General features: G+C 72.6%; 23 protein-coding genes, 2 tRNA genes and 1 other RNA gene. 15 read left to right on the top strand and 11 right to left on the bottom strand.

The genetic code is table 11. The annotated features are described in order from the left end of the window. Positions 1-279, bottom strand: coding sequence for a hypothetical protein (locus ABFT23_RS00870; protein ID WP_347891874.1), 279 nt, complete (start codon positions 277-279; stop codon positions 1-3). A 252-nt stretch (positions 280-531) separates the two neighbouring features. On the opposite strand from ABFT23_RS00870, the gene ABFT23_RS00865 reads away from it, so the two are divergent. Next, on the top strand, positions 532-1,395 hold the full coding sequence (locus ABFT23_RS00865; protein WP_347893033.1) for a 3-hydroxybutyryl-CoA dehydrogenase: 864 nt from the start codon (positions 532-534) through the stop codon (positions 1,393-1,395). Between the two features lie 123 nt (positions 1,396-1,518). On the opposite strand, the gene ABFT23_RS00860 is transcribed toward ABFT23_RS00865, so the two are convergent. Continuing rightward, a tRNA-Ser gene (locus ABFT23_RS00860) sits at positions 1,519-1,607 on the bottom strand. Positions 1,608-1,662: 55 nt separating this feature from the next. Between ABFT23_RS00860 and ffs the strand changes: the two genes are divergently transcribed. The 7 genes from ffs (at position 1,663) to ABFT23_RS00825 (ending at position 8,211) form a co-directional block, all read left to right on the top strand. Beyond that, an RNA gene (gene ffs, locus ABFT23_RS00855) (signal recognition particle sRNA small type) lies at positions 1,663-1,753 on the top strand. A gap of 69 nt (positions 1,754-1,822) precedes the next feature. Beyond that, on the top strand, positions 1,823-3,979 hold the full coding sequence (locus tag ABFT23_RS00850) for a DNA polymerase III subunit gamma and tau (protein ID WP_347891872.1): 2,157 nt from the start codon (positions 1,823-1,825) through the stop codon (positions 3,977-3,979). A gap of 52 nt (positions 3,980-4,031) precedes the next feature. Then, positions 4,032-4,409: a YbaB/EbfC family nucleoid-associated protein gene (locus ABFT23_RS00845; protein ID WP_347891870.1), complete on the top strand. Its 378-nt coding sequence runs from the start codon at positions 4,032-4,034 to the stop codon at positions 4,407-4,409. 21 nt (positions 4,410-4,430) lie between these two features. Further along, positions 4,431-5,027 carry a recombination mediator RecR gene (gene recR, locus ABFT23_RS00840; RefSeq protein WP_347891868.1) on the top strand — a complete coding sequence of 199 codons (597 nt, stop codon included), beginning with the start codon at positions 4,431-4,433 and terminating at the stop codon, positions 5,025-5,027. Further along, a complete protein-coding gene (locus tag ABFT23_RS00835) occupies positions 5,024-5,650 on the top strand; it encodes a DUF5063 domain-containing protein (RefSeq protein ID WP_347891867.1) in 627 nt (208 codons plus the stop codon). The genes recR and ABFT23_RS00835 overlap by 4 nt, the downstream gene beginning before the upstream one ends. A 59-nt stretch (positions 5,651-5,709) precedes the next feature. Continuing rightward, complete coding sequence (locus ABFT23_RS00830; protein ID WP_347891866.1) at positions 5,710-6,987, top strand: aspartate kinase; 1,278 nt, start codon at positions 5,710-5,712, stop codon at positions 6,985-6,987. A 186-nt stretch (positions 6,988-7,173) separates the two neighbouring features. Next, positions 7,174-8,211: an aspartate-semialdehyde dehydrogenase gene (locus tag ABFT23_RS00825; protein WP_347891865.1), complete on the top strand. Its 1,038-nt coding sequence runs from the start codon at positions 7,174-7,176 to the stop codon at positions 8,209-8,211. A gap of 6 nt (positions 8,212-8,217) precedes the next feature. Here the strand turns inward: ABFT23_RS00825 and ABFT23_RS00820 are convergent, their stop codons facing one another. From ABFT23_RS00820 to ABFT23_RS00810, 3 genes are all read right to left on the bottom strand, one after another. Further along, positions 8,218-8,907: a hypothetical protein gene (locus ABFT23_RS00820; protein WP_347891863.1), complete on the bottom strand. Its 690-nt coding sequence runs from the start codon at positions 8,905-8,907 to the stop codon at positions 8,218-8,220. An 81-nt stretch (positions 8,908-8,988) separates the two neighbouring features. Then, positions 8,989-9,062: transfer RNA gene (locus tag ABFT23_RS00815), tRNA-Pro, on the bottom strand. Between the two features lie 72 nt (positions 9,063-9,134). Then, positions 9,135-10,067 carry a metallophosphoesterase gene (locus tag ABFT23_RS00810; RefSeq protein ID WP_347891862.1) on the bottom strand — a complete coding sequence of 311 codons (933 nt, stop codon included), beginning with the start codon at positions 10,065-10,067 and terminating at the stop codon, positions 9,135-9,137. A 17-nt stretch (positions 10,068-10,084) separates the two neighbouring features. Between ABFT23_RS00810 and ABFT23_RS00805 the strand changes: the two genes are divergently transcribed. Beyond that, a complete protein-coding gene (locus tag ABFT23_RS00805) occupies positions 10,085-10,555 on the top strand; it encodes a GatB/YqeY domain-containing protein (protein ID WP_347891860.1) in 471 nt (156 codons plus the stop codon). Here the strand turns inward: ABFT23_RS00805 and ABFT23_RS00800 are convergent. Then, a complete protein-coding gene (locus tag ABFT23_RS00800; protein ID WP_347891859.1) occupies positions 10,552-12,726 on the bottom strand; it encodes a transglycosylase domain-containing protein in 2,175 nt (724 codons plus the stop codon). The genes ABFT23_RS00805 and ABFT23_RS00800 overlap by 4 nt on opposite strands. 260 nt (positions 12,727-12,986) lie before the next feature. Between ABFT23_RS00800 and ABFT23_RS00795 the strand changes: the two genes are divergently transcribed. Further along, positions 12,987-13,286: a WhiB family transcriptional regulator gene (locus ABFT23_RS00795; RefSeq protein WP_347891857.1), complete on the top strand. Its 300-nt coding sequence runs from the start codon at positions 12,987-12,989 to the stop codon at positions 13,284-13,286. 57 nt (positions 13,287-13,343) lie between these two features. Here the strand turns inward: ABFT23_RS00795 and ABFT23_RS00790 are convergent, their stop codons facing one another. The 3 genes from ABFT23_RS00790 to ABFT23_RS00780 form a co-directional block, all read right to left on the bottom strand. Continuing rightward, positions 13,344-14,519, bottom strand: coding sequence for an ArsA family ATPase (locus ABFT23_RS00790; protein ID WP_347891855.1), 1,176 nt, complete (start codon positions 14,517-14,519; stop codon positions 13,344-13,346). Position 14,520: 1 nt separating this feature from the next. Further along, positions 14,521-15,504, bottom strand: a complete 984-nt coding sequence (locus ABFT23_RS00785) for an ArsA-related P-loop ATPase (RefSeq protein WP_347891853.1) — start codon at positions 15,502-15,504, stop codon at positions 14,521-14,523. An 83-nt stretch (positions 15,505-15,587) separates the two neighbouring features. Further along, positions 15,588-16,343 carry an IclR family transcriptional regulator gene (locus ABFT23_RS00780; protein WP_347891851.1) on the bottom strand — a complete coding sequence of 252 codons (756 nt, stop codon included), beginning with the start codon at positions 16,341-16,343 and terminating at the stop codon, positions 15,588-15,590. 82 nt (positions 16,344-16,425) lie between these two features. On the opposite strand from ABFT23_RS00780, the gene ABFT23_RS00775 reads away from it, so the two are divergent. The 5 genes from ABFT23_RS00775 to ABFT23_RS00755 are packed head-to-tail and all read left to right on the top strand — an operon-like array spanning position 16,426 to position 21,049. Further along, positions 16,426-17,208 (top strand): CoA transferase subunit A, encoded by a 783-nt coding sequence (locus ABFT23_RS00775; RefSeq protein ID WP_347891850.1) that lies wholly within the window; start codon positions 16,426-16,428, stop codon positions 17,206-17,208. Next, positions 17,205-17,837: a 3-oxoacid CoA-transferase subunit B gene (locus tag ABFT23_RS00770; protein WP_347891848.1), complete on the top strand. Its 633-nt coding sequence runs from the start codon at positions 17,205-17,207 to the stop codon at positions 17,835-17,837. Before ABFT23_RS00775 ends, ABFT23_RS00770 begins: the two co-directional genes overlap by 4 nt. 52 nt (positions 17,838-17,889) lie before the next feature. Beyond that, complete coding sequence (locus ABFT23_RS00765; RefSeq protein ID WP_347891847.1) at positions 17,890-18,669, top strand: SDR family oxidoreductase; 780 nt, start codon at positions 17,890-17,892, stop codon at positions 18,667-18,669. Then, the gene (gene sigJ / locus ABFT23_RS00760; protein WP_347891845.1) at positions 18,666-19,532 is read left to right on the top strand and encodes an RNA polymerase sigma factor SigJ; all 867 of its coding nucleotides are present in this window, start codon (positions 18,666-18,668) and stop codon (positions 19,530-19,532) included. The genes ABFT23_RS00765 and sigJ overlap by 4 nt, the downstream gene beginning before the upstream one ends. Before the next feature lie 32 nt (positions 19,533-19,564). Next, positions 19,565-21,049, top strand: a complete 1,485-nt coding sequence (locus tag ABFT23_RS00755) for an amino acid permease (protein ID WP_347891844.1) — start codon at positions 19,565-19,567, stop codon at positions 21,047-21,049. On the opposite strand, the gene ABFT23_RS00750 is transcribed toward ABFT23_RS00755, so the two are convergent. Next, positions 21,046-21,714, bottom strand: coding sequence for a response regulator transcription factor (locus ABFT23_RS00750; RefSeq protein WP_347891843.1), 669 nt, complete (start codon positions 21,712-21,714; stop codon positions 21,046-21,048). The genes ABFT23_RS00755 and ABFT23_RS00750 overlap by 4 nt on opposite strands. Continuing rightward, entirely contained in the window at positions 21,711-22,904 is a 1,194-nt protein-coding gene (locus tag ABFT23_RS00745; RefSeq protein WP_347891842.1) for a sensor histidine kinase, read from the bottom strand. The genes ABFT23_RS00750 and ABFT23_RS00745 overlap by 4 nt, the downstream gene beginning before the upstream one ends. Positions 22,905-22,909: the final 5 nt, after the last annotated feature.

Raw genomic sequence — 22,909 nt, 5'->3', positions numbered from 1 at the left:
TCAGCGGCCGGTGCGGGCCGTCTCGACGTGCTCCGCGGACTCGTGCCGGGCCCCGGCGTCGAGCAGCGCCGCCGGGAACGGCGTGGGCCAGAGGTCGAGCCCGTCGTGCGGCGCGTAGCGCCACCGCTTGACCACCGCGCCGTCGGGCTGCTGCTCGCGCCAGACCAGCAGGTTCTGGGCGTCGTCGCGCTCGATGCCGAGGCCGACGGCCACCGCGCTCGGGGTGATGTCGTGCTGCCAGAGCCAGCGCGTGACGGCGAGCCGCCTGGACGGCGTCATCTCCTCGAGTGGTCGCAGCAGTCGCAGCTCTGACCGGCTGCAGCGGACGTCGTCTGTGTTCACGGTGCTCCGAGGAAGTGGGGGTGCCGAAGGCAGCAGACCACACCGGACGGGTCGCCGTCGCCGTGTCACACGACATTTCCGGTACTTGACGACGCCTCGGCGTGACGGGTCTCACGCACGTGGGCCCGACGCGCCCGTGACCGGCCGGGCGTCGTCCGACAAGGTGGAGGCATGGACACGGTCATGGACATGGACAAGGTCGGGGTGGTCGGCGGCGGGCTCATGGGATCGGGCATCGCCGAGGTCTCGGCGCGCGCCGGCCTCGACGTCGTGCTGGTGGAGTCGAGCGACGCGACGGCGAAGGCGTGCCTCGAGCGTCTCGAGCGCTCGCTCGCGCGGGCCGAGGAGAAGGGCAAGCTGCAGGGCGCCGGCGGCACGACCGCGGCCGCCGTCCTCGAGCACGTGCGGGTCGTCACCGACCTCACGGCCCTGGCCGACCGCGACGTCGTCGTCGAGGCCATCGTCGAGGACGAGGCGGCCAAGACGGCCCTGTTCCGCCGGCTCGACGAGATCGTCACCTCGCCCGACGCGATCCTGGCCTCCAACACCTCCTCGATCCCGATCATGAAGCTCGGCGTCGTCACCAGCCGCCCGCAGCAGGTCGTCGGCATCCACTTCTTCAACCCGGTGCCGGTGCTGCAGCTGGTCGAGCTGGTGCCGTCGTTGCTCACCTCCGACGACACGACGGCGCGCTCGCGCGCCTGGGTCGAGACGGCGCTGGGCAAGCAGGCGATCGACTGCCAGGACCGCGCGGGGTTCGTGGTGAACGCGCTGCTGGTGCCGTTCATCCTCTCCGCCATCCGGATGTTCGAGTCGGGCTTCGCCACCGCCGAGGACATCGACCGCGGCCTCGTGCTCGGCGCGGCGCACCCGCAGGGCCCGCTCGCGCTCGCCGACCTGATCGGCCTCGACACCACCAAGGCCGTCGCCGAGTCGCTCTACGAGGAGTTCAAGGAGCCGCTGTACGCCCCGCCGCCGCTGCTCGCCCGCATGGTCGACGCCGGCCTGCTGGGTCGCAAGAGCGGGCGGGGGTTCTACACCTACTCACGCTGAGGTCGCGCCGCCGTCCGGCCCGGCCGTGGGTCGGGCCCGGCGGTGGTCGGGATCGAGCGATCGCGCGGACATGACCACCGGACGCCGAACGGGCACCGAGATCTTCTCGGTGCCCGTTCGAGCTGGCGGAGCATGGGGGATTCGAACCCCCGAGGGCTATTAACCCAACCCGCTTTCCAAGCGAGCGCCATAGGCCACTAGGCGAATGCTCCGCGGAGGACACTACCCGTCTGGGACCTCGGCGAGCCAATCGCCTATGCTCCTGGCAACCCCCCGCGTGGCGGCATCTCGCCCAACTCCCCCAGGGCCGGAAGGCAGCAAGGGTAAGTGAGCTCTGTCGGGTACGCGGGGGGCCTCTTCGTCTTCGGGGAGTCTCCGGGGCTCGCCCGCCTACCGGCTGTCGGTGGGCGTGGTTAGGGTCGAGCACGTGGACGCACCGCTCGCTCTCTACCGCCGCTACCGGCCCGAGACCTTCGCCGAGGTCATCGGCCAGGAGCACGTCACCGAGCCGCTGCGGTCCGCGCTGAGCAACAACCGGGTCAACCACGCCTACCTGTTCTCCGGTCCGCGCGGGTGCGGCAAGACGACGTCGGCGCGCATCCTGGCGCGCGCGCTCAACTGCGCGCTCGCGCCCGTGGCCGACCCGTGCGGCGAGTGCGACAGCTGTCGCGACCTCGCACGCGGAGGGTCGGGCTCGATCGACGTCATCGAGATCGACGCCGCCTCGCACGGTGGTGTCGACGACGCCCGCGACCTGCGCGAGAAGGCGTTCTTCGCGCCCGTGCGCGACCGCTACAAGGTCTACATCATCGACGAGGCCCACATGGTCACCACGCAGGGCTTCAACGCCCTGCTCAAGCTCGTCGAGGAGCCACCGCCGCACCTGCGCTTCATCTTCGCCACCACCGAGCCCGAGAAGGTCATCCCGACCATCCGCTCGCGCACGCACCACTACCCGTTCCGGCTCATCCCGCCGCGCTCGCTGTCGGCCTACCTGTCCGAGCTGTGCGAGCGCGAGGGGGTCGCCATCGAGCCGGCGGCGCTGCCGCTCGTCGTCCGCGCCGGTGCCGGCTCGGCGCGCGACACCCTGTCCGTGCTCGACCAGCTGCTCGGCGGGGCCGGCCCCGAGGGCGTCACCTACGCGCTGGCCAGCGGCCTGCTCGGCTACACCCCCGACACCCTGCTCGACGAGGTCGTCGACGCCTTCGCCGCCGGCGACGGCGCGGCCGTGTTCGGCGTGGTCGACAAGGTCATCGAGACCGGGCAGGACCCCCGTCGCTTCACCGAGGACCTCCTGCGCCGCCTGCGCGACCTCGTCATCGTCGCCGCCGTCCCCGAGGCGCCCGCCACCGGACTCATCGATGTCGCGGCCGACCAGGGCGAGCGGCTCGTCGCCCAGGCCTCCCGGTTCGGACGGGCCGACCTCAGCCGCGCGGCCGACCTCGTCGCCGTCGGGCTCACCGAGATGCGGGGCGCCACGGCGCCGCGGCTGCTGCTCGAGCTGATCTGCGCCCGGGTGCTGCTGCCCGGCGCCGACCACTCCACCCACGGCGTGCAGGCCCGCCTCGACCGCCTCGAGCGGCGGGTCTCGATCACCCCCGGCACGATCGCCGCCCCCGTGCCGTCCGCGGCGGCGGCCCCCGTCGACCCGGCGCCCGCCGCGGAGCCCGTGCCGGCTCCCGAGCCTGCGGTGTCGTCCGCTCCGGCCGCCCCGGCCGCCTCAGCCGCCGCGCCCGAGCCCCCGGCCGCGTCGTCCGCCCCGCCTGCCCGCATCTCCTCGCTGCCGCCCTCGTTCTCGAGCGAGCCCGCCGCGCCGGCGCCCGAGCCGGCCACGCCCGAGCCCGGGCGACCCACGTCCGTGGCGGCTGCCCCCCAGCCCGCCCCGCAGGCGCCGTCCCCCGAGCCGGCGGTCCCGCCGGCCGAGGCGACGCCGACCGCGCCGTCCGCGCCGTCCGCGCCGTCGGGTGGGCTGACCCTGGTCGACGTTCGACGGCTGTGGCCCGACATCGTCGAGGCCACCAAGCAGCGCCGGCGGATCACCTGGATCCACCTGTCGCAGAACGCGCAGGTCGTCGCGGTCGACGACAAGACGCTCACCCTCGGCTTCGCCAACGCCGGCGCCCGCGACTCCTTCGACGCCGGCGGCAGCCCCGAGATCGTCCGGCAGGCCGTGATCGACGCGATCGGTGCCGACTTCCGCATCGAGACGATCATCGACCCCGGGGCCGACGCCTCCGTGCCGCCGCCGGCGAGCCAGGCGCCGCCGGTGGCCCGCGACGTCGAACCGCCCCGGCCCGCACCGACCGCCGCGCCCGACCAGCGCCCGCCCGACGAGCCGCCCTCGTGGGTCGACGACGAGCCCGAGCCGCCCGCGCCGTCCTCGGTGGGCCAGGCGGCCGCCCGCGACGCCATCCGCCAGACCCGGCCGGCGGGCGACCAGCCGCCGTCCGGCCCGTCGTCCGCCGAGCGCGACGCCGACGCGAGCCCCGACGACCTCGACGCCGACCACGAGAGCATCGGGGCCGACGAGCTGCTCGCCCGCGAGCTCGGCGCGCGGTTGATCGAGGAGATCCCGAACTCATGACCCCGACCCGCACCACCACCAGCCCCTCCACCCCGACCGGAAGGCCCACCCGATGACCGACAACCCGCTCGGCGGAGCCGGTGGCTTCGACATGAACGCCCTGCTCGAGCAGGCCCAGGCCATGCAGAACCAGCTCATGGAGGCCCAGGAGCGGCTCGCCGACACCGTCGTCGAGGGCAGCGTCGCGGGCGTCACCGTCAAGGTGTCCGGCGTGGGCGACCTGCTGGCGATCGAGATCGAGCCGGGCACGGTCGACGGCGACGACGCCGAGTCGCTCGCCGACCTCGGCGACCTCGTGGTCGCCGCTTACCGCGACGCCAAGGCGCGCGCCGACGCCGCGACGGCCGAGGCGCTCGGCCCGCTGGCCGGTGGTGGCCTCCCGGGCCTCGGCGGTGCCCCCGGCGGCGCGCCGGGTCCGCTCGGGTTCTGATCCCGATCTAGGGTTCCAGCTGTGTACGAAGGCGTCGTCCAAGACCTGATCGACGAGCTCGGTCGGTTGCCCGGCGTCGGTCCCAAGAGCGCGCAGCGCATCGCGTTCCACCTCCTCCAGGCCGACCCGGCCGACGTCAAGCGGCTCTCCGACGTCCTGGTCGAGGTCAAGATCAAGGTGCGGTTCTGCGCGACGTGCTTCAACGTCTCCGAGGCCGAGCAGTGCCGCATCTGCGCCGACCCCCGTCGCGACGGCTCGGTGCTGTGCGTGGTCGAGGAGTACAAGGACGTCGTCGCGATCGAGCGCACCCGCGAGTTCAAGGGCCGCTACCACGTGCTCGGCGGCGCGATCTCGCCGATCGACGGCGTCGGGCCCGACCAGCTGCGCATCCGCGAGCTGATGGCCCGGCTGGCCGACGACGCCATCGGCGAGATCATCCTGGCCACCGACCCCAACCTCGAGGGCGAGGCCACGGCGACCTACCTCACCCGTCAGCTGCGCCCGCTGGGGTTGCGCGTGACGCGCCTGGCGAGTGGACTGCCGGTAGGTGGGGACCTCGAGTACGCCGACGAAGTGACCCTCGGACGAGCATTCGCAGGAAGGCAGGCCGCACCATGACCGACGCCCACGGCAGCACCGGCAGCACCGGCAGCACCGGCAGCACCGCCAACATCGAGAGCGACGTCGAGGACTTCGCCCAGAGCATCGCCGACAGCGTGTCGAGCTTCCTGCTCGCGCTCCGCGAGATCGCCCGCGAGGCCGACGGCGGGCGCGCGATCTCGCTGCTGCTGCTCGAGATCAGCCAGGTCTCGCTGGCCGGCGCCCGGCTGGGCATCCAGCGCGACTTCGAGCCGCGGGCCGAGTACCAGCCCGACGTGGGCCCCGAGGCCGACGTCGACGACCTCCGCATCCGGCTCGCCGAGATGCTCGGCGACGTCGACACCTACGGCCTGGTCTTCGACCCCTACGTGCCCGAGCTGACCGAGAGCCAGATCTCCGACGACATCACCGCGATCGCCACCGACCTCGAGAACGGCCTGCGGCACTTCCGCTCGGGCAACGTCGCCGAGGCGCTGTGGTGGTGGCAGTTCTCCTACGTCTCGTCGTGGGGCAACCTCGCCGGCGCCGTCCTCAACGCCCTGCTCTCGGTCGTGGCGCACGACCGCCTCGACGTCGACAACGACGCCGAGCTCGACCAGATCGAGGCCGCCGAGGCTGTGCTGGACAGCCCGACGGGCTGACGCCCCGCGGCAGTAGGATCGACCACCGGAAACACGTTCCCTACGCAGGAGTGAGCCCGGTGGGCATTGTCGTGCAGAAGTACGGCGGTTCGTCCGTCGCCGACCCCGACGCGATCAAGCGCGTCGCGCGTCGCATCGTGGAGGCCAAGAAGGCCGGTCACGACGTCGTCGTCGCGGTCTCGGCCATGGGTGACACGACCGACGAGCTGCTCGACAAGGCCAACGCGGTCAGCCCGCAGCCGCCGGCCCGCGAGCTCGACATGCTGCTCACGGCGGGGGAGCGGATCTCGATGGCCCTGGTCGCCATGGCGATCTCCGACCTCGGCTACAGCGCCCAGTCGTTCACCGGCTCGCAGGCCGGCGTCATCACCGACTCGGTGCACGGCAAGGCCAAGATCATCGACGTCACCCCGGGCCGCATCGAGTCCGCCATCGCCGACGGTCACATCGTGATCGTCGCCGGGTTCCAGGGTGTCTCGCAGGACACCAAGGAGATCACCACGCTCGGTCGTGGTGGCACCGACACGACGGCCGTCGCGCTCGCCGCGGCGCTCAAGGCCGACGTCTGCGAGATCTACACCGACGTCGACGGCGTCTTCACCGCCGACCCGCGGGTCGCCGCGAAGGCCCGCAAGCTCGACCGCGTCACCTACGAGGAGATGCTCGAGCTGGCCGCGTGCGGCAGCAAGATCCTGCACCTGCGGTGCGTCGAGTACGCCCGCCGCTACGACATCCCGATCCACGTCCGCTCGTCGTTCAGCAACCTCGAGGGCACGGTGGTCACCGGCAGCATCGAGGACCTCCAGGAGAACACCATGGAAGCAGCCATCATCGCGGGCATCGCCCACGACCGCAGCGAGGCGAAGGTCACCGTCGTCGGCGTGCCCGACAAGGTCGGCGAGGCCGCACGCATCTTCACCGCGCTCGCCGACGCGCAGATCAACCTCGACATGATCGTGCAGAACGTCTCGGCCGCTGCCACCAACCTCACCGACATCTCCTTCACGCTGCCGCGCACCGACGGCCAGACGGCGATGGCGACGCTCGCCGGCCTGCAGGCCGAGGTCGGCTTCGACCAGCTGCTCTACAACGACAAGATCGGCAAGGTCTCGCTCATCGGGGCCGGCATGCGCTCGCACCCCGGCGTCACCGCGAAGTTCTTCTCCTCCATCGCCGACGCCGGCGTCAACCTCGAGATGATCTCCACCTCCGAGATCCGCATCTCGGTCGTCGTGGCCGAGGACGACGTCGACGCGGCCGTGCAGTCGGCGCACACCGCGTTCGACCTCGACGCCGACGAGGTCGAGGCCGTGGTCTACGGAGGTACCGGGCGATGATGCACCCCACGACGTTCTCCGCTCCCCCGCTCCGCTCCTCCGCGAACAACGCCGAGGGGACCCCGCGATGACGTCCATCGGCATCGTGGGTGCCACCGGACATCGCACCCCACGACGTTCTTCGCTCCGCCGCTTCGCTCCCCCGCGAACAACGCCGTGGGGACCCCACGCCTACAAGGAGATGTCATGACGAGCATCGGCATCGTGGGTGCCACCGGTCAGGTCGGCGTCGCCATGCGCCAGATCCTCGAGCAGCGGGCGTTCCCCGCCGACGAGGTCCGTTTCTTCGCCTCGGCCCGCTCGGCGGGCACGGTGCTGCCCTTCGCCGGCCGCGAGGTCGTCGTCGAGGATGCCGCCACGGCCGACCCGAGCGGCCTCGACATCGCGCTGTTCAGCGCCGGAGCGACGACGTCGCGCGCGCTCGCGCCGACGTTCGCCGGGGCCGGCGTCGTCGTGGTCGACAACTCCTCGGCCTTCCGCCGCGACCCCGCGATCCCGCTCGTCGTCTCGGAGGTCAACCCCGACGACATCGCGCTCGCCACCCGTGACGGCGGTCGCCGCATCATCGCTAACCCCAACTGCACCACCATGGCCGCGATGCCGGTGCTCAAGCCGCTGCACGACGAGGCCGGCCTGGTCCGGCTCGTGGTCTCGACCTACCAGGCCGTCTCCGGCTCCGGCGTGGCCGGCGTCGACGAGCTCGCCACGCAGGTCGACGCGGCCGGCACCAAGGCCCGCGAGCTCGCCTACGACGGTTCGGCCGTCGCCTTCCCCGACCCGGTGAAGTACGCGCGCACCATCGCCTACAACGTGCTGCCGATGGCCGGCTCGATCGTCGACGACGGCCTGCACGAGACCGACGAGGAGCAGAAGCTGCGCCACGAGTCGCGCAAGATCCTCGGCATCCCCGACCTCCGGGTCTCGGGCATCTGCGTGCGCGTGCCGGTCTTCACCGGGCACTCGCTGGCCATCAACGCCGAGTTCTCGAGCGCCCTGCCCGTCGAGCGCGCTCGCGAGCTGCTCGCGACCGCTGCCGGCGTCGAGCTGAGCGACATCCCGACGCCGTTGCAGGCCGCCGGACGCGACCCGTCCTACGTCGGGCGCCTGCGCCAGGACGAGGGCGTCGACGGCGACCGCGGCCTCGCGCTGTTCGTCTCCGGCGACAACCTGCGCAAGGGTGCTGCCCTCAACACCGTGCAGATCGCCGAGCTCCTCGTCGGCTGACCCGGGTCAGTCGGCCGAGGGGTCGACGTAGGTCGTGGTGAGCCACCACGACCCGACGAACGTCACGGCCGAGATGGCCGGGACGACGAGCACCATCGACCAGTGGTCGAGCGCGTCGATGAGCACCACGAGCGCGATCACCGCCATGACGCCGATGCCGAGGAAGCTGCACGCGCCGGGCTCGGGCAGGTGGAAGGCCCGCAGCAGCACGGCGCCGACGACGACGGCCAGGGCGAAGATGACGGTGAGCGCGAGCATGCCGGGCGCCGTGCCGCACGACGACGTGCCGCGCACCGCCTCGCACCCCCGGAAGCCGAGCCAGACGAACACGACCAGCGACAGGCCGGCCAGGGCCCCGCAGACGGCGGCGGCGACCGGCGGGGCCAGGGTGGGGAGCGCCGGGACCGTGAGCCTGCCCCGCGCGGGCGGTGTCGGGTCGGGCTCGTCGGGCGCGGCAGGGGAGCCGGTGCGGCGACCGCGACGGTGACCGACCGGCACGGCAGCGCCGTCGTGGGCGTCGTCGGGCACGGGCACCGTCGGGACCGGGACGTCGCGGCCGGTGTCGTCGAAGACGGCGGTGTCGTCGTCTGCGGGAGCCGGGGCGGGGGCCGGCGCGGCCGGCTTCCTCGCGCTACGACGACGACCGAACAGCTGGGGCGCCTCGAGGCTGGGGCGCTCGGTCTCGTCGTCCGGCATGGCGCCCAGTCTGGCACGGAGGGCGCGGGTGCGAAGTCGGTTCCGGGCCCGGAAGCCAGGGGCTTCCGGGCCCGGACTCTGTCGGGCTGACAGGATTTGAACCTGCGGCCTCTTCGTCCCGAACGAAGCGCGCTACCAAGCTGCGCCACAGCCCGAACTCGTGTGCCGGCAAGCCGACTCACCGATGAAGACCATACCCGAGCCGTCGCGGGTCCTCGCAATCGGTATCACGCGCGGGGCGTGAGGGTGAGCAGCGTGGCCTCCGGCCGGCACGCGAGCCGCAGCCGCACGTAGGGGTTCGTGCCGAGGCCGGCGGAGACGTGCAGCCAGGTCGAGCCGGGCTCGCCCGGGCGCGAGTCGGCCGGGTGGCGGTGCAGGCCCTTGGCCCGGGCGGGGTCGAGGTCGCAGTTCGTGGTGAGGGTGCGTGCCCCCCCCGGCCACGGCAGGCACACCTGGCCGCCGTGGGTGTGCCCGGCGATGACGGCGTCGTAGCCGTCCGCGGCGTACTGGTCGAGCACCCGCAGGTAGGGCGCGTGGGCCACGCCCAGCCGGACGTCGGCCGCGGCGTCGGCCGCGCCGGCGACGTCGTCGAGCCGGTCGTAGCCGAGGTGAGGGTCGTCGACGCCGGCGAAGGCGAACCGCAGGTCGTCGACGGCGAGGGTGGCGCGTCGGTTGGTCAGGTCGAGCCAGCCGGCGTCGACGAAGCGGCGCGACAGCTCGCGCCACGGCAGCTGCGGCGTGGAGACGTGCCGGCGCCCGTCGTCGGGGAGCAGGTAGCGCAGGGGATTGCGCAGCCCGGGCTCGAAGTAGTCGTTGGAGCCGTGCACGAAGACGCCGGGCACGTCGAGCAGCGGCCCGAGCGCGTCGACGAGCGGGCCGACGGCGTGGCGGTGGGCCAGGTTGTCGCCGGTGTCGACGACGAGGTCGGGCTCGAGCGCGGCGAGCTCGCGCAGCCAGGCCTGCTTGCGTCGCTGTCCGGGCGTGAGGTGGATGTCGCTCAGGTGCAGCACCCGCAGCGGCCGGGCGCCTGCGGGCAGGAGGGGGACCTCGACCCGGCGCAGGGTGTACCGGCGGGCCTCCCACGCGGCGTAGGCCGTCACGGCCGCACCGGCCGCCGTCGAGGCGCCGAGCGCGCTCGTCAGATATCCCGTCGGCCGCATCCGCCCAGGCTGCCACAATGACCGTCATGGCCCTCAAGGAGCAGCTGCGTACCGACCTCACCGCCGCGATGAAGAGCCGCGACCAGCTGACGTCGTCGACCCTGCGCATGGTGCTCACCTCGATCACCAACGCCGAGGTGGCCGGCAAGGAGGCCCGTGAGCTGACCGACGACGAGATCGTCGGGGTGCTCAGCAGCGAGGCCAAGCGCCGGCGCGAGGCGGCCGTCGCCTTCGACGAGGGCGGGCGGGCCGACAGTGCCGAGAAGGAGCGCGCCGAGGCCGTCGTGATCGCCCGCTACCTGCCCGAGCAGCTCGGCGCCGACGACATCGAGCGCATCGTCGCCGAGGCGATCGCCTCCACCAGCGCGGCCGGCGAGGGCATGCGTGCCATGGGCAAGGTGATGGGCGTCGTCCAGCCGCAGGTCAAGGGCCGCGCCGACGGCGGCGCGGTCGCCGCCGAGGTGCGGCGGCAGCTGGGTCAGGGCTAGCCGCGCCCGCGGCCGCCCCGGCCGCGCCCGTCGCCGCCACCGCTCGGGGCCCGGGGGACGTAGACCGAGGTCGCGCCGTAGCCGGGCACGGTGGTCGGGGCGACGAAGTCCTCGTAGGGCAGGTCGATGACCTTCATGGCGTCGCCCCACATGGGCGCGGCGAGGCCCGAGCCGGACGCCGAGACCGAGCGGCCGTTGATGACCTGGCCGTCGAGCGTGATCGGGGTGCCGAACTCGTTGGCGCCGGCGATCATCGACGCGGTGGCCAGGGCCGGGGTGTAGCCGACGAACCACACCGACGGCGAGTAGCCGCCGGAGTTGCCGGTGGTGCCGGTCTTGCCGGCCGCCGGGACGCCGAGCTGCTGGGCGCTGGCGAAGCCGCCCTCGATGACGCCGCGCAGGACGTCGTTGACGGCGTCGGCCGTCGTCTCCTTCATGACCTGGCTGCACCGCTCGGGGTACTTCTTCAGCGAGCGGTTGGAGGCGTCCTTGATCTCGAGCACCGGGCGGGCAGCGCAGTGCTCGCCGCGGGCGGCGAACGTCGCGTAGGCCTCGGCCATCTCGAGGGGGCTGACGTCGGCGACGCCGAACGTGAAGTTCGGGACCCGCTCGGGGGAGACGTTGGGGCAGCTGTCGGTCTCGGGGCAGGTCAGCCGGACGCCCATGTCGCGGGCCAGGTTGTACGGGTCGCAGACGCCGGTCTCCTTCTCGAGGTTCAGGAAGAAGGTGTTGATCGACTTGCGCGTGCCGGTGTAGAGGTTCTCGACGCCGGACGACGACACCGAGTTGGGGAAGTCGAACGTGCCCCCGCCGTAGGTCGGGGCGTCGGCACAGTTCTCGTAGTCGGCGTAGTTGAACGTGCCCTGGCTGGGGGCCGGGAAGGTGTCGCTGAGCGCGATGCCCTTCTCGAGGGCGTCGGCCAGCACGAACGCCTTGAACGTCGAGCCGGCCTGGAAGCCGTTGGACTCGGTGTACTGCGAGGGCACGGTGTAGTTGAGGTAGGTCTCGCCCTGCTTCTTCTTGCGGCCCATCGGGCGCGACTGGGCGAGCGCCTTCACGTTGCCGGTGCCGGGCTCGATCATCGCCAGCGCGCCGATCGCCTGGTCGGTCGCGCGGACGTTGTTGGTGACCGAGTCGTCGGCGGCCCTCTGGTCGGCGAGGTCGACGGTGGTGTAGATCTTCAGGCCGCCGGTGCGCAGCAGCCGGTCGCGCTCGGTCTTGTTGCTGCCCAGCGACTTGTCGTTGCGCAAGTACTCCATGACGTAGTCGCAGAAGAACTCGGCCTGGGTGCTGACGCAGCCGTTGCTGCGGGGCTGGATGTTGAGCTGCAGCTTCTTCTGCTTGGTCGCGTCGGCCTCGGCCTGCGTGATCACGTTGAGCTGCGCCATCCGGTCGAGGACGACGTCGCGACGCACGATGGCCCGGTCGCGGTTGTCGGTCGGGTCGTAGGCGCTCGGGTTCTGCACGAGGCCGGCCAGCAGCGCCGACTGGTTGAGGTTGAGCTTGCGGGCGTTGACGCCGAAGTAGTGCCGCGCGGCGGCCTGGATGCCGTAGGTGCCGTCGCCGAAGTAGACGGTGTTGAGGTAGCGCTCGAGGATCCAGTCCTTCGAGTGCTTCTTCTCCAGCGCGATCGCGTAGCGCAGCTCCTTGAGCTTGCGGGCGTAGGTGTCGTCGGTGACCGCGAGCCGCTCCTCCTTGGTCTGGGCGGAGTTGAGCAGCGTCTGCTTCACCAGCTGCTGGGTGAGCGACGAGCCACCTTGGACGACGCCCCCGGAGCCGAGGTTGGTCATGAGGGCACGCACGGTGCCCTTCACGTCGAGGGCGCCGTGCTGGTAGTAGCGGTAGTCCTCGATGGAGACGAGCGCCTGGATCATCGTGCGCGAGATCTTGGGCAGCTTCACCTCGATGCGGTCCTCGTCGTAGATCGTGGCGAGCACGCTGCCGTCGGAGGCGAAGACCGTGCTGCGCTGCGGCAGGGCCGAGATCTCGAGCTCCTGCGGGAGGTCGTCGGTGGTGTCGGCGACGTTGCGGGCGGCGAAGCCCATGACGCCCGCGAAGGGGATCGCGAGACCGGACACGACGACGCCGAGCACGGCGGAGACGACCACCATCACCCCGAGGTGGGACAGGATCGTCGTCGGGCGAGGGCGTTCGGACCTGGGACGAGACACCGATTCAGGGTACGTGAGCGTGGTGAGCGTTCACGCATTCACGAGCCGTCGGAACCGCGGTGTCCGGGCACGACCAGGGCGGTCTAGTCACCCCAGTGGGGTGCTGGTCACGGTGGACTAGTCATTTGGGACTACGGGGATTGGGTCGTTTGAGTCTGTCCACGGATTCAGTACTTCTTTACCTTTGACCCAACAAGATCGACAGGCACACGTCATGGGGACGCAGCTTGGGTCTACACAGTGGGGACTGGGACAAGAACATGACGACGTGGGTAGAGGACTGGGCACCTCGGGCCGCTTGCAAGGCCGAGCAGCCGGACAAGCTGTTCGTGCGCGGCGCGGAGCAGAACAAGGCGAAGACGCTGTGCTCGGGTTGCCCCGTGCGCACCGAGTGCCTCGCCGAGGCGCTCGACAACCAGATCGAGTGGGGCGTGTGGGGTGGCATGACCGAGCGCGAGCGCCGGGCGCTCCTGCGGCGTCGTCCGACCGCCTCGTGGCGCTCGTTGCTGGAGAAGGCGCGCACCGAGTCGGCTCCCGCCGTCCCGGTCGCGGCTCGCTGACCCGCCGGCCGGGTCCGCTCGGCCACGCCTCGAGGCTCTGGGGGCCTCGAGGCAGGCTCAGCCGGTCGAGCTGAGCAGCCCGCCGACCCGACGCAGCCCGTCGAGGTCGTGCACGTCGGCCGCCAGGGCCGGCACCACCGCGGTGGCGACCTGCGGGTGCGCGGTCGCGAAGCCGCGGCGCAGCCGCACCTCGCGCTCGACCAGTCGCACCTGGTCGGCGTGCAGGCGCAGCAGCGCCGCCGTCACCGACGCCGGGTCGTCGCGCCGCAGCCGCTCGGCCGCAGTGATGGCCTCGTCGGCCGAGAGGTCGCCGCTCGGGGCGCGGCCCGCCCGGTTGACGACCAACCCCGCGAGTGGCATCTGGTCGTCGCTCAGGCGCTCGACGAAGTAGGCCGCCTCGCGCAGCGCGTCGGGCTCGGGGGCGGCGACGACGAGGAACGCCGTCCCGTCGGCCTGCAGCAGCGCGTAGGTCTTCATGGCCCGCTGCCGGAACCCGCCGAAGACGGTGTCGATGGCGGCGACGAACGTCTGGAGGTCCTTGAGCACCTGGGCGCCGAGGATCTTGGTCAGGGCGTTGGTGATCAGGCCGAACCCGGCGCCCATCAGCTTCATCGGGCCCCTCGCCGGCGCGATCATCAGCTTGATGAAGCGGCCGTCGAGGAAGCTCGAGAGGCGCTCGGGGGCGTCGAGGAAGTCGAGCGCCGAGCGCGACGGCGGGGTGTCGACGACGATGAGGTCGTAGCGACCGTCGGCCGGCACCACCTCGTCGGCGTGGATCTGGCCGAGCTTCTCCATCGCCATGTACTCCTGCGTGCCGGCGAACGAGCTCGACAGGGCGATGTAGAAGGGGTTCTCCAGGATCTGCTTCGCCTTCTCGGGGCTGGCCTGGCCCTCGACGACCTCGTCGAAGGTGCGCTTCATGTCGAGCATCATCGCGTCGAGGCTGCCGCCGGCGGTGCTGTCGACGTCGGTGACCGGGCGCGGGGTGTTGTCGAGCGCCTCGATGCCCATCGACTGGGCGAGCCGGCGGGCGGGGTCGATCGTCAGGACGACGACCTTGCGGCCGCGCTCGGCGGCACGGAGCGCGAGGGCCGCCGACGTCGTCGTCTTGCCGACGCCGCCGGAGCCGCAGCACACGATGATCTCGACGCCGCGGTCGTCGAGCAGCGCGTCGACGTCGAGGGGCGGGACCTGGGTGCGGGTCGAGGGTCCGCTGCGGGAGGGCTGGGGCATGTCAGGCGAGACCTTGCTCTCGGAGGAGGGCGGCGAGCTCGTAGAGAGCGCCGAGGTCGACGCCCTGCGGCAGCCGCGGCAGCTCGTACGACGGCACGTCGAGCCCCGCGACGAGCTCGCGCTGGGTGTTCTCGAGCTCGCGGCGCTCGGCGTGCTCGCGCCCCTCGTGCAGCAGGCCGTCGACGAGCCCCGGCTCGGCGTCGACCCCGGCCTTGACGAGGTCGGCCGCGACGGCGTCGGCGTCGGCGTCGGCGAGCTGGTCGGGGGTGAGGTCCTGCGGCCGCACGAGGTTGACCACGACGCCGCCGACCGGCAGGTCGACCGCGCGCAGCTCGGCGATGCCGTCGGCGGTCTCCTGCACCGGCATCTCCTCGAGCACGGTGACCAGGTGGACGGCGGTGCGGGGCGAGCGGAACAGCGTCATCATCGTGTCGGCCTGGCTCTTGACCGGGCCGACCTTGGCGAGGCCCGCCAGCTCGTTGCTGACGTTGAGGAACTGCACGATGCGGCCGGTGGGCGGGGCGTCGAGCACGACGGCGTCGTACTGCAGCGCGCCCTTGTTGCGGCTGTTGCGCTGCACGGCCTCGAAGACCTTGCCGGTGAGCAGCACGTCGCGCACGCCCGGGGCGATGGTGGTGGCGAACTCGATGACCCCGAAGCGGTCGAGCGCGCGGCCGGCGCGGCCGAGCTTGTAGTAGAGGGCGAGGTACTCCAGGAGCGCCGACTCGGGGTCGACGTGCAGCGCGTGGACGACGCCGCGCTTGCCGTCGGGCCCCGGCAGGCCGGTGGTCAGCCGCCGCTCCTCGAAGGGGAGCGGGTCGACGTCGAACATCCGGGCGATGCCCTGGCGGCCCTCGACCTCGCAGAGCAGGACGTTCTTGCCGTGCGTCGCGAGCGCCAGCGCCAGTGCGGCGGCCACCGTCGACTTGCCGGTGCCGCCCTTGCCCGTGACGACGTGCAGCGCCACCGAGGGCCAGTCGCTCATGGCAGGTCACCCATGGTCGATGAGCGTATGGGATGCCGGTCTCGCCCGAAGGGAGTGTGACGGGCGTGACTCTGGCGCCCTCGTCAGGTGGTGGCGCGGGTGAGGGCGTGGGCTTCGTGCAGGAGCAGCGCGCCGAGGTCGGGACGACGTGCGGGCGCGAAGCGCGACTCGATGCCGGTCAGGGTCAGGGCCCCGACCGGGCGGCCGGAGGCGTCGAAGACCGCCGCGGCCATGCCCCAGCTGCCCTCGACGATGAGGCCGGGGTTGAGGGCCCAGCCGTCGCGACGCACCTGCGCGATGCGCTCGCGCAGCGGACCGGGGGCGTGGGCGGGCCCGTGCTCGGCGGCGAGGTCGGAGCGGTCGAGGTAGGCCTCGACCTCGGCGTCCGGCAGGTGGGCGAGGACGACGAGCCCGGCCGAGACGACGCCGAGCGGGAAGCGGGCGCCCTCGTGGAGCACGTGCGAGCGGATCGGGAAGCTGCCGTCCTCGCGGAGCAGGCACACGGTCTCGTCGCCGCGTCGGACCGAGTAGAACGCGCTCTCGCCGGTGGTCCGGGCGAGGCGGAGCACGTGCGGCTGGGCCTGCCCGGTCACGTCGTAGCGCGCGGCGGCCGCCGTCCCGAGCAGGAAGAGCTCGGGGCCCAGCAGCCAGTGCCCCGTGGCGAGGTCGCGGTCGGCCAGCCCCTCGGCCTGCAGTGAGGTCAGCAGCCGGTGGGCGGTGGCGCGAGGCAGCGACGCGGCCCGCGCGACCGCGGTGGTGCCGGCGCCGTCCGGCTCGGCGGCGGCCAGGGCGCGCAGGAGGGCGGCTCCGCGGCCGAGCACGTCGGCAGGACTGTCCACTCAGCGGACGCTAGCGCACCGGTCGTTCCGCTCACCGGGTGATCGGTTGACGCTCGCGCGCCGCGCGCGTTGGATCGGCGCCATGGACAAGGTGGTCTCGTCGGCGGCGGATGCCGTGGCCGACATCGCGTCAGGCTCGACGATCGCGGTCGGCGGGTTCGGGTTGTGCGGCATCCCCTCGGTGCTCGTCGAGGCGCTGCACGCGAGTGGGGTCGGCGACCTCGAGGCGGTCTCGAACAACGCCGGCGTCGACGACTGGGGCCTCGGGCGGCTGCTGGCCGACGGCCGCCTGCGGCGGATGGTCTCGTCGTACGTCGGCGAGAACAAGGAGTTCGCGCGCCAGTACCTCTCGGGCGAGCTCGAGGTCGAGCTGACCCCGCAGGGCACGCTCGCCGAGCGCATGCGTGCCGGCGGGTCGGGCATCGCGGCGTTCTTCACCCGCACCGGCGTCGGCACCCAGGTCGCCGAGGGCGGCCTGCCGTGGCGCTACGACGTCGACGGCAACGTCGTGAAGGCGTCGCCGGCCAAGCAGACCCAGGTCTTCGAGACCCCGGACGGCGAGCTCGAGTTCGTGCTCGAGGAGGCGATCGTCGCCGACTTCGGTCTCGTGCGGGCCTGGAAGGGCGACCGGCACGGCAACCTCGTCTTCCGGCAGTCGGCGCGCAACTTCAACCCGCTGGCCGCGATGTGCGGGCGGGTCACGATCGCCGAGGTCGAGCACCTCGTCGAGCCGGGCGAGCTCGACCCCGACCACGTCCACACCCCGGGGGTGTTCGTGCAGCGGGTGGTCGAGCTGACCCCGGAACAGCGCGACGAGAAGCGGATCGAGAAGCGCACGGTCAGGACGCGGGAGGGACAGGCATGAGCTGGACACGCGAGCAGATGGCCGCGCGGGCGGCGTCCGAGCTGAGCGACGGGTCCTACGTCAACCTCGGCATCGGGCTGCCGACCCTGGTGCCCAACTACGTCGCCGACGACGTCGAGCTGGTGCTGCAGAGCGAGAACGGCATCCTCGGCGTCGGCGCCTACCCGTTCGAGGGCGACGAGGACGCCGACCTGATCAACGCCGGCAAGGAGACCGTGACGCTACGGCGCGGTGCGTCGTTCTTCGACTCCGCCACCAGCTTCGGGATGATCCGCGGCGGCAAGATCGACGCCGCGATCCTCGGTGCCATGCAGGTCTCGAAGGTCGGCGACATCGCCAACTGGATGATCCCGGGCAAGATGGTCAAGGGCATGGGCGGCGCGATGGACCTCGTGCACGGCGCGAAGAAGGTGATCGTGCTGATGGAGCACGTCGCCCGCGACGGCGGCTACAAGATCGTCGACGAGTGCTCGCTGCCCTACACCGGCAAGAGGGTCGTGCAGCGCATCATCAGCGACCTCGGCGTCCTCGACGTCACGCCCGACGGGCTGCGGCTCGTCGAGCTCGCCCCCGACGTCACCCTCGACGAGCTGCGTCGGAAGACCGAGCCCGAGGTGCTCGCCGACTGAGTCGCACGCTGCGCCGTGTCACATCGGGAACCGGCTGTCTCGTCCACCTGACATGAGCGAGTCACACGAGACCATGGCCGGCATGAGCATCGCGGTCGCCGGCGCCACGGGCGTCGTCGGGCGCCACGTCGTCGAGGTCGCCGAGGCGCGCGGGCACAAGGTCGTGCCCCTCGCCCGGGCCACCGGTGTCGACCTGACGACGGGCGCGGGCCTCGCCGAGCGACTGGACGGCGTCCAAGTCGTCGTCGACGTCACGAGCAACCCGTCGCAGAAGCGGGAGGAGGCTGAGGCGTTCTTCGGCGGGGTCACGACCGCGCTGCTGGAGGCGGAGCGCGCGGTCGGCGTCGGGCACCACGTGGCGTTGTCGATCGTCGGCATCGACGACGTGCCCAGCGGCTACTACGCCGGCAAGCGGCGCCAGGAGCAGCTGCTGGCCGACGGTGACCAGCCGTGGTCGGTGCTGCGGGCCACGCAGTTCCACGAGTTCGCCGAGCAGGTGCTGCACTTCGTGCGCCTCGGGCCGTTCTCGGTGGTGCCGCGGATGCTCAGCCAGCCGGTCGCGGCGCGCGAGGTCGCCGAGGCCCTCGTCGACCTCGCCGAGGCGGGCCCGTCGGGCCGGGTGCCTGACCTCGCCGGGCCCGAGCGCCTGCCGATGCACGACCTCGCGCGCCGGGTGAACCGGGCGCAGGGCCTCGGACGCCGCGTCGTCGCCGTCCCGGTGCCGGGCCGGGCCGGGAGGGGCATGCGCGACGGGTCGCTGTGCGCGTCGTCCGAGGGCCCGCGCGGGCGGACCACCTTCGACGCCTGGCTGGCCCAACGGCAGGGCGCGTGAACCAGCGCGCGCTCGCGACCGAGTACGCCGCGCACCGCCCGCGCCTGGTGCGGGTCGCGTACGCGATCCTGGGCAGCCGGGCCGAGGCCGAGGACGTCGTCGCCGACTGCTGGCTGCGGCTGGTCGCCGCCGACGAGCGCGACCCCGTGCGTGACGTGCTCGGGTGGGCGACCGTCGCGGTGTCGCGGGCGGCGATCGACGTCCTGCGCTCGGCGCGGGTGCGCCGCGAGGCCTACGTCGGCCCGTGGCTGCCCGAGCCCGACGTCGCCGCGCCCGACCCGGCCGACCGCGTCACGCTCGACGACACCGTGCGCTACGCGCTGCTCGTGGTGCTCGAGCAGCTCACGCCGGCCGAGCGGACGGCGTGGGTGCTGCACGACCTGTTCGAGATGCCGTTCGACGACGTCGCCCGGGCCGTCGGGCGCAGCCCGGCCGCGGTGCGCCAGCTGGCCAGCCGGGCGCGTGCCCACGTCGCCGCGGGCACGCCCCGCGTCGAGGTCGACCGGACGACGCACGACCGGGTCGTCACGGCGTTCGTGGACGCGGCCGCGGGCGGCGACCTCGCGGGGCTCGTCGCGCTCCTCGACCCGGCCGCCGTGCTCACCAGCGACGGCGGCGGCGTCGTCAACGCGGCGCGTCGTCCGGTGGTCGGGGCCGACCGCGTGGCCCGGTTCATGGCCGGGATCGCGGCCAAGCCGAGCGCGGCCACCTACGAGCCCGTCGAGGTCAACGGCCGGCTCGGCCTGGTGGCCGTCGACGGCGGCCGACGGTTCGCCGTCCTGTCGTTCACGGTCGACGGCGGCGTCGTCGTCCGCATCGACATCGTGCTGGCTCCGGACAAGTTGGGCCGAAGGGGTGTTTGACCAAACCGGCCTCGTGGGTGCAGGTTCGGGCGGTGAGCGTCTTCCGGACCAAGTCCATCGAGCAGTCCATCAAGGACACCGACGACCCCGACACCAAGCTCCGGCGTGAGCTCAGCGCCCTCGACCTGACGGTCTTCGGCGTCGGCGTGATCATCGGCGCCGGCATCTTCGTGCTGACCGGCACGGTCGCGGCGTCGAACTCGGGTCCGGCGCTCGCGCTGAGCTTCCTCATCGCCGCGGTGGCCTGCGGCCTCGCCGGGCTCTGCTACGCCGAGTTCGCCTCCACGGTGCCGGTCGCCGGCAGCGCCTACACCTTCAGCTACGCCACGCTCGGCGAGCTGGTGGCGTGGATCATCGGCTGGGACCTCGTGCTCGAGTTCACCATCGGCTCGGCGGCGCTCGCGGCCGGCTTCTCCGGCTACTTCCAGGCGGTGCTCGACATCGTGGGGGTCACCCTGCCGACGTCGATCTCCTCGGCCAGCGAGGGCTTCATCGACCTGCCGGCGGTCGTCATCGCCCTGCTGGTGATGGCGCTGCTGATCCGCGGCACGAAGGAGTCGAGCACGTTCAACCTGATCGTGGTGGCCATCAAGCTGCTCGTGATCGCGATCGTCATCGTCGTGGGCCTGACCCTCGTCGACGTCTCCAACTGGACGCCGTTCATCCCCGAGTCGCAGCCCGCGCCCGACTCGGCCGGTGGGTTCCGGGAGCTGCCGCTGATCACGAGCCTGCTCGGCATCGAGCCCGCGGTGTTCGGCCTCGGCGGCGTCATCGCCGGTGCGGCGGTGGTGTTCTTCGCCTTCATCGGCTTCGACGTCGTCGCGACCACGGCCGAGGAGGCCAAGAACCCGCAGCGCGACGTGCCGATCGGCATCCTCTCCTCGCTCGCCATCGTCACCGTGCTCTACGCCGCCGTCAGCCTCGTGGTCACCGGCGTGCAGAGCTACAAGGACATCGACCCCAACGACGCCGCCCCGCTGGCCACCGCCTTCGAGGCCGCCGGCGTCGACTGGGTGCGCAACGTCGTCGCCGTCGGCGCCTGCATCGGACTCATCGTCGTGTGCATGATCCTCATGCTCGGCCAGAGCCGGGTGGCGTTCGCCATGGCGCGCGACGGCCTGCTGCCGCGCGGGCTCGCCAAGACGCACCCGAAGTACGGCACGCCGCACCGCATCACCATGATCACCGGCGTCGTCGTCGCCGCGCTCGCGGGCTTCCTCGACCTCGAGACCCTCTCGAACCTGGTCAACATCGGCACGCTCTTCGCCTTCATCCTGGTCAGCATCGGCGTGCTCGTGCTGCGCCGCACCCGCCCCGACCTGCCCCGCGCCTTCCGGACGCCGGCCGCCCCCGTCGTCGCCACGCTCGCCGTCCTGATGTGCCTCTACCTGATGCTCAACCTCACCGGCGAGACCTGGGAGCGCTTCGGGATCTGGATGGTGCTCGGCTTCGTCGTCTACTTCCTCTACGGACGCCGTCACAGCCGGCTGCAGAACGAGACGAGCACCGACGCCTAGACGAGGCCGACCTCGTGCGCGAGCACGACGAGCTGCACACGGTCGCGCGAGCCGGTCTTGGCGAGCAGACGGCTGACGTGGGTCTTCACGGTCGCCTCGGCGACGACGAGCTCGGCGACGATCTCGTGGTTCGACCACCCGCGCCCCACGAGCACCAGCACCTCGCGCTCGCGCTCGGTCAGCTCGCGCAGCCGGGCGTCGTCGGTGCCGGACGTCGCGGGCTGCGGGGTGCTCGCAGCCACGTGCTCGAGCAGGCGCCGGGTGGTGCTGGGCGCGACGACGGCGTCGCCGGCGTGCACCGTGCGGACGGCGGCGAGCAGGTCGTCGGGGGGTGCGTCCTTGAGCAGGAACCCGGCCGCGCCGGCCCGGATGGCGGCGAAGGCGTACTCGTCGAGGTCGAACGTGGTGAGCACCAGCACCCGCGGCGCGCCGGGTCGCGCGGTGACGAGAGCGGTGGCCTCGACGCCGTCCATCACCGGCATGCGCACGTCCATGAGCACGACGTCGCACGCGGGCCCCGCCGGGTCGGCGAGCAGGTCGACCGCCTCGCGCCCGTTGCCGGCCTCGCCGACGACCTCGAGGTCGGGCTGGCTCTCCAGCAGCATGCGGAACCCGGCGCGGACCATCTGCTGGTCGTCGACGAGCAGGACCCGGATGGCGCTCACAGCGGGATCACCGCCTCGACCGTGTAGCCGCCGCCCGGCCGGGGTCCGGTCTCGAGCGTGCCGCCGTGGACGTCGACGCGCTCGCGCATGCCGGTGAGGCCGTGCCCGCCGCCGTCGGGGGCCGACGCGCCGCGGCCGTCGTCTACCACGCGGACGGTGACGGCGTCGTGGTCGTCGTCGACCGCGACCTGCACCGAGGTGCGCGCCGACGGACCGGCGTGCTTGCGCACGTTGGTGAGCGCCTCCTGCACGACCCGGTAGGCGGTGAGCCCGACCGCGGTGGCGACGGGGTGGTCGAGACCGCGGAGGTCGGCGTCGACGTGGCCGTGGCGCGCGGCCTCGTCGAGCAGGTCGGGGACGTCGGCCAGGCCCGGCAGCGGGTTGCGGCCGGTCTCCTCGTCGGCGCGGAGGAGACCGAGCAGCTGACGCATGTCGGTGAGCGCCTCGCGGCCGGTGACGGCGATGCGCGCGAGCGTCTCGGTGGCGACCTCGGGGTCGTGGGCGGCGGCGTAGCGGGCGCCGTCGGCCTGCACCACCACGACCGTGAGGCCGTGGGCGACCACGTCGTGCATCTCGCGGGCGATGCGGGCGCGCTCGTCGGCGGCGGCGAGGGCGACGCGCTGCTCGGCGTCCTGCCGGATGCGCTCGCCGCGCTCGACCAGCGTCGCCACGTACGCCGCGCGGGTGCGCCCCTGGGTGCCGAGGGCCCAGGCGGTGACGACGAAGGCCGAGACGGTGAGGAAGTACGGGGTGAACGACCTGACGTTCACCACGCCGTCGAAGCCGGTGATCCAGTCGACGGTGGCGACCACCGCCGCGACCGCGCCGACCACGAGGGCGACCAGGCCGGCCCGGGCGGTGGAGTACCGCGCGACCGAGTAGACCGCGATCGGGAACGCCAGCTGGCTGTGCAGCGGGTTGTCGTGGACGACGACCTGCAGCGCACTCGCGGCAGCCACCGCGGCGAAGACGGCGTCGGGGTGGGCGCGCCGCCACCACAGCGGCACGACCTGGAGCAGCGACAGCGGCACGCCCCAGGGGATGCCGGCGAGCAGGTAGAGGGGGGTGGGCAGCACCAGCAGCGCGACCAGCGTGACGTCGAACCACCGGCGTCCGCGCTCGCCCAGCCGCCACGGCTGGTCGACCACGGGGGCGAGGTCGATCGCCGTCGCGGGGTCTGCCGTGCTCACGGCTC

Source organism: Nocardioides secundeburneus, assembly GCF_039939255.1.
Classification (GTDB): Bacteria; Actinomycetota; Actinomycetes; order Propionibacteriales; family Nocardioidaceae; genus Nocardioides.
The sequence above is the reverse complement of the archived record's forward strand: the minus strand, read 5'-3'. Positions and strand labels throughout refer to the sequence as shown.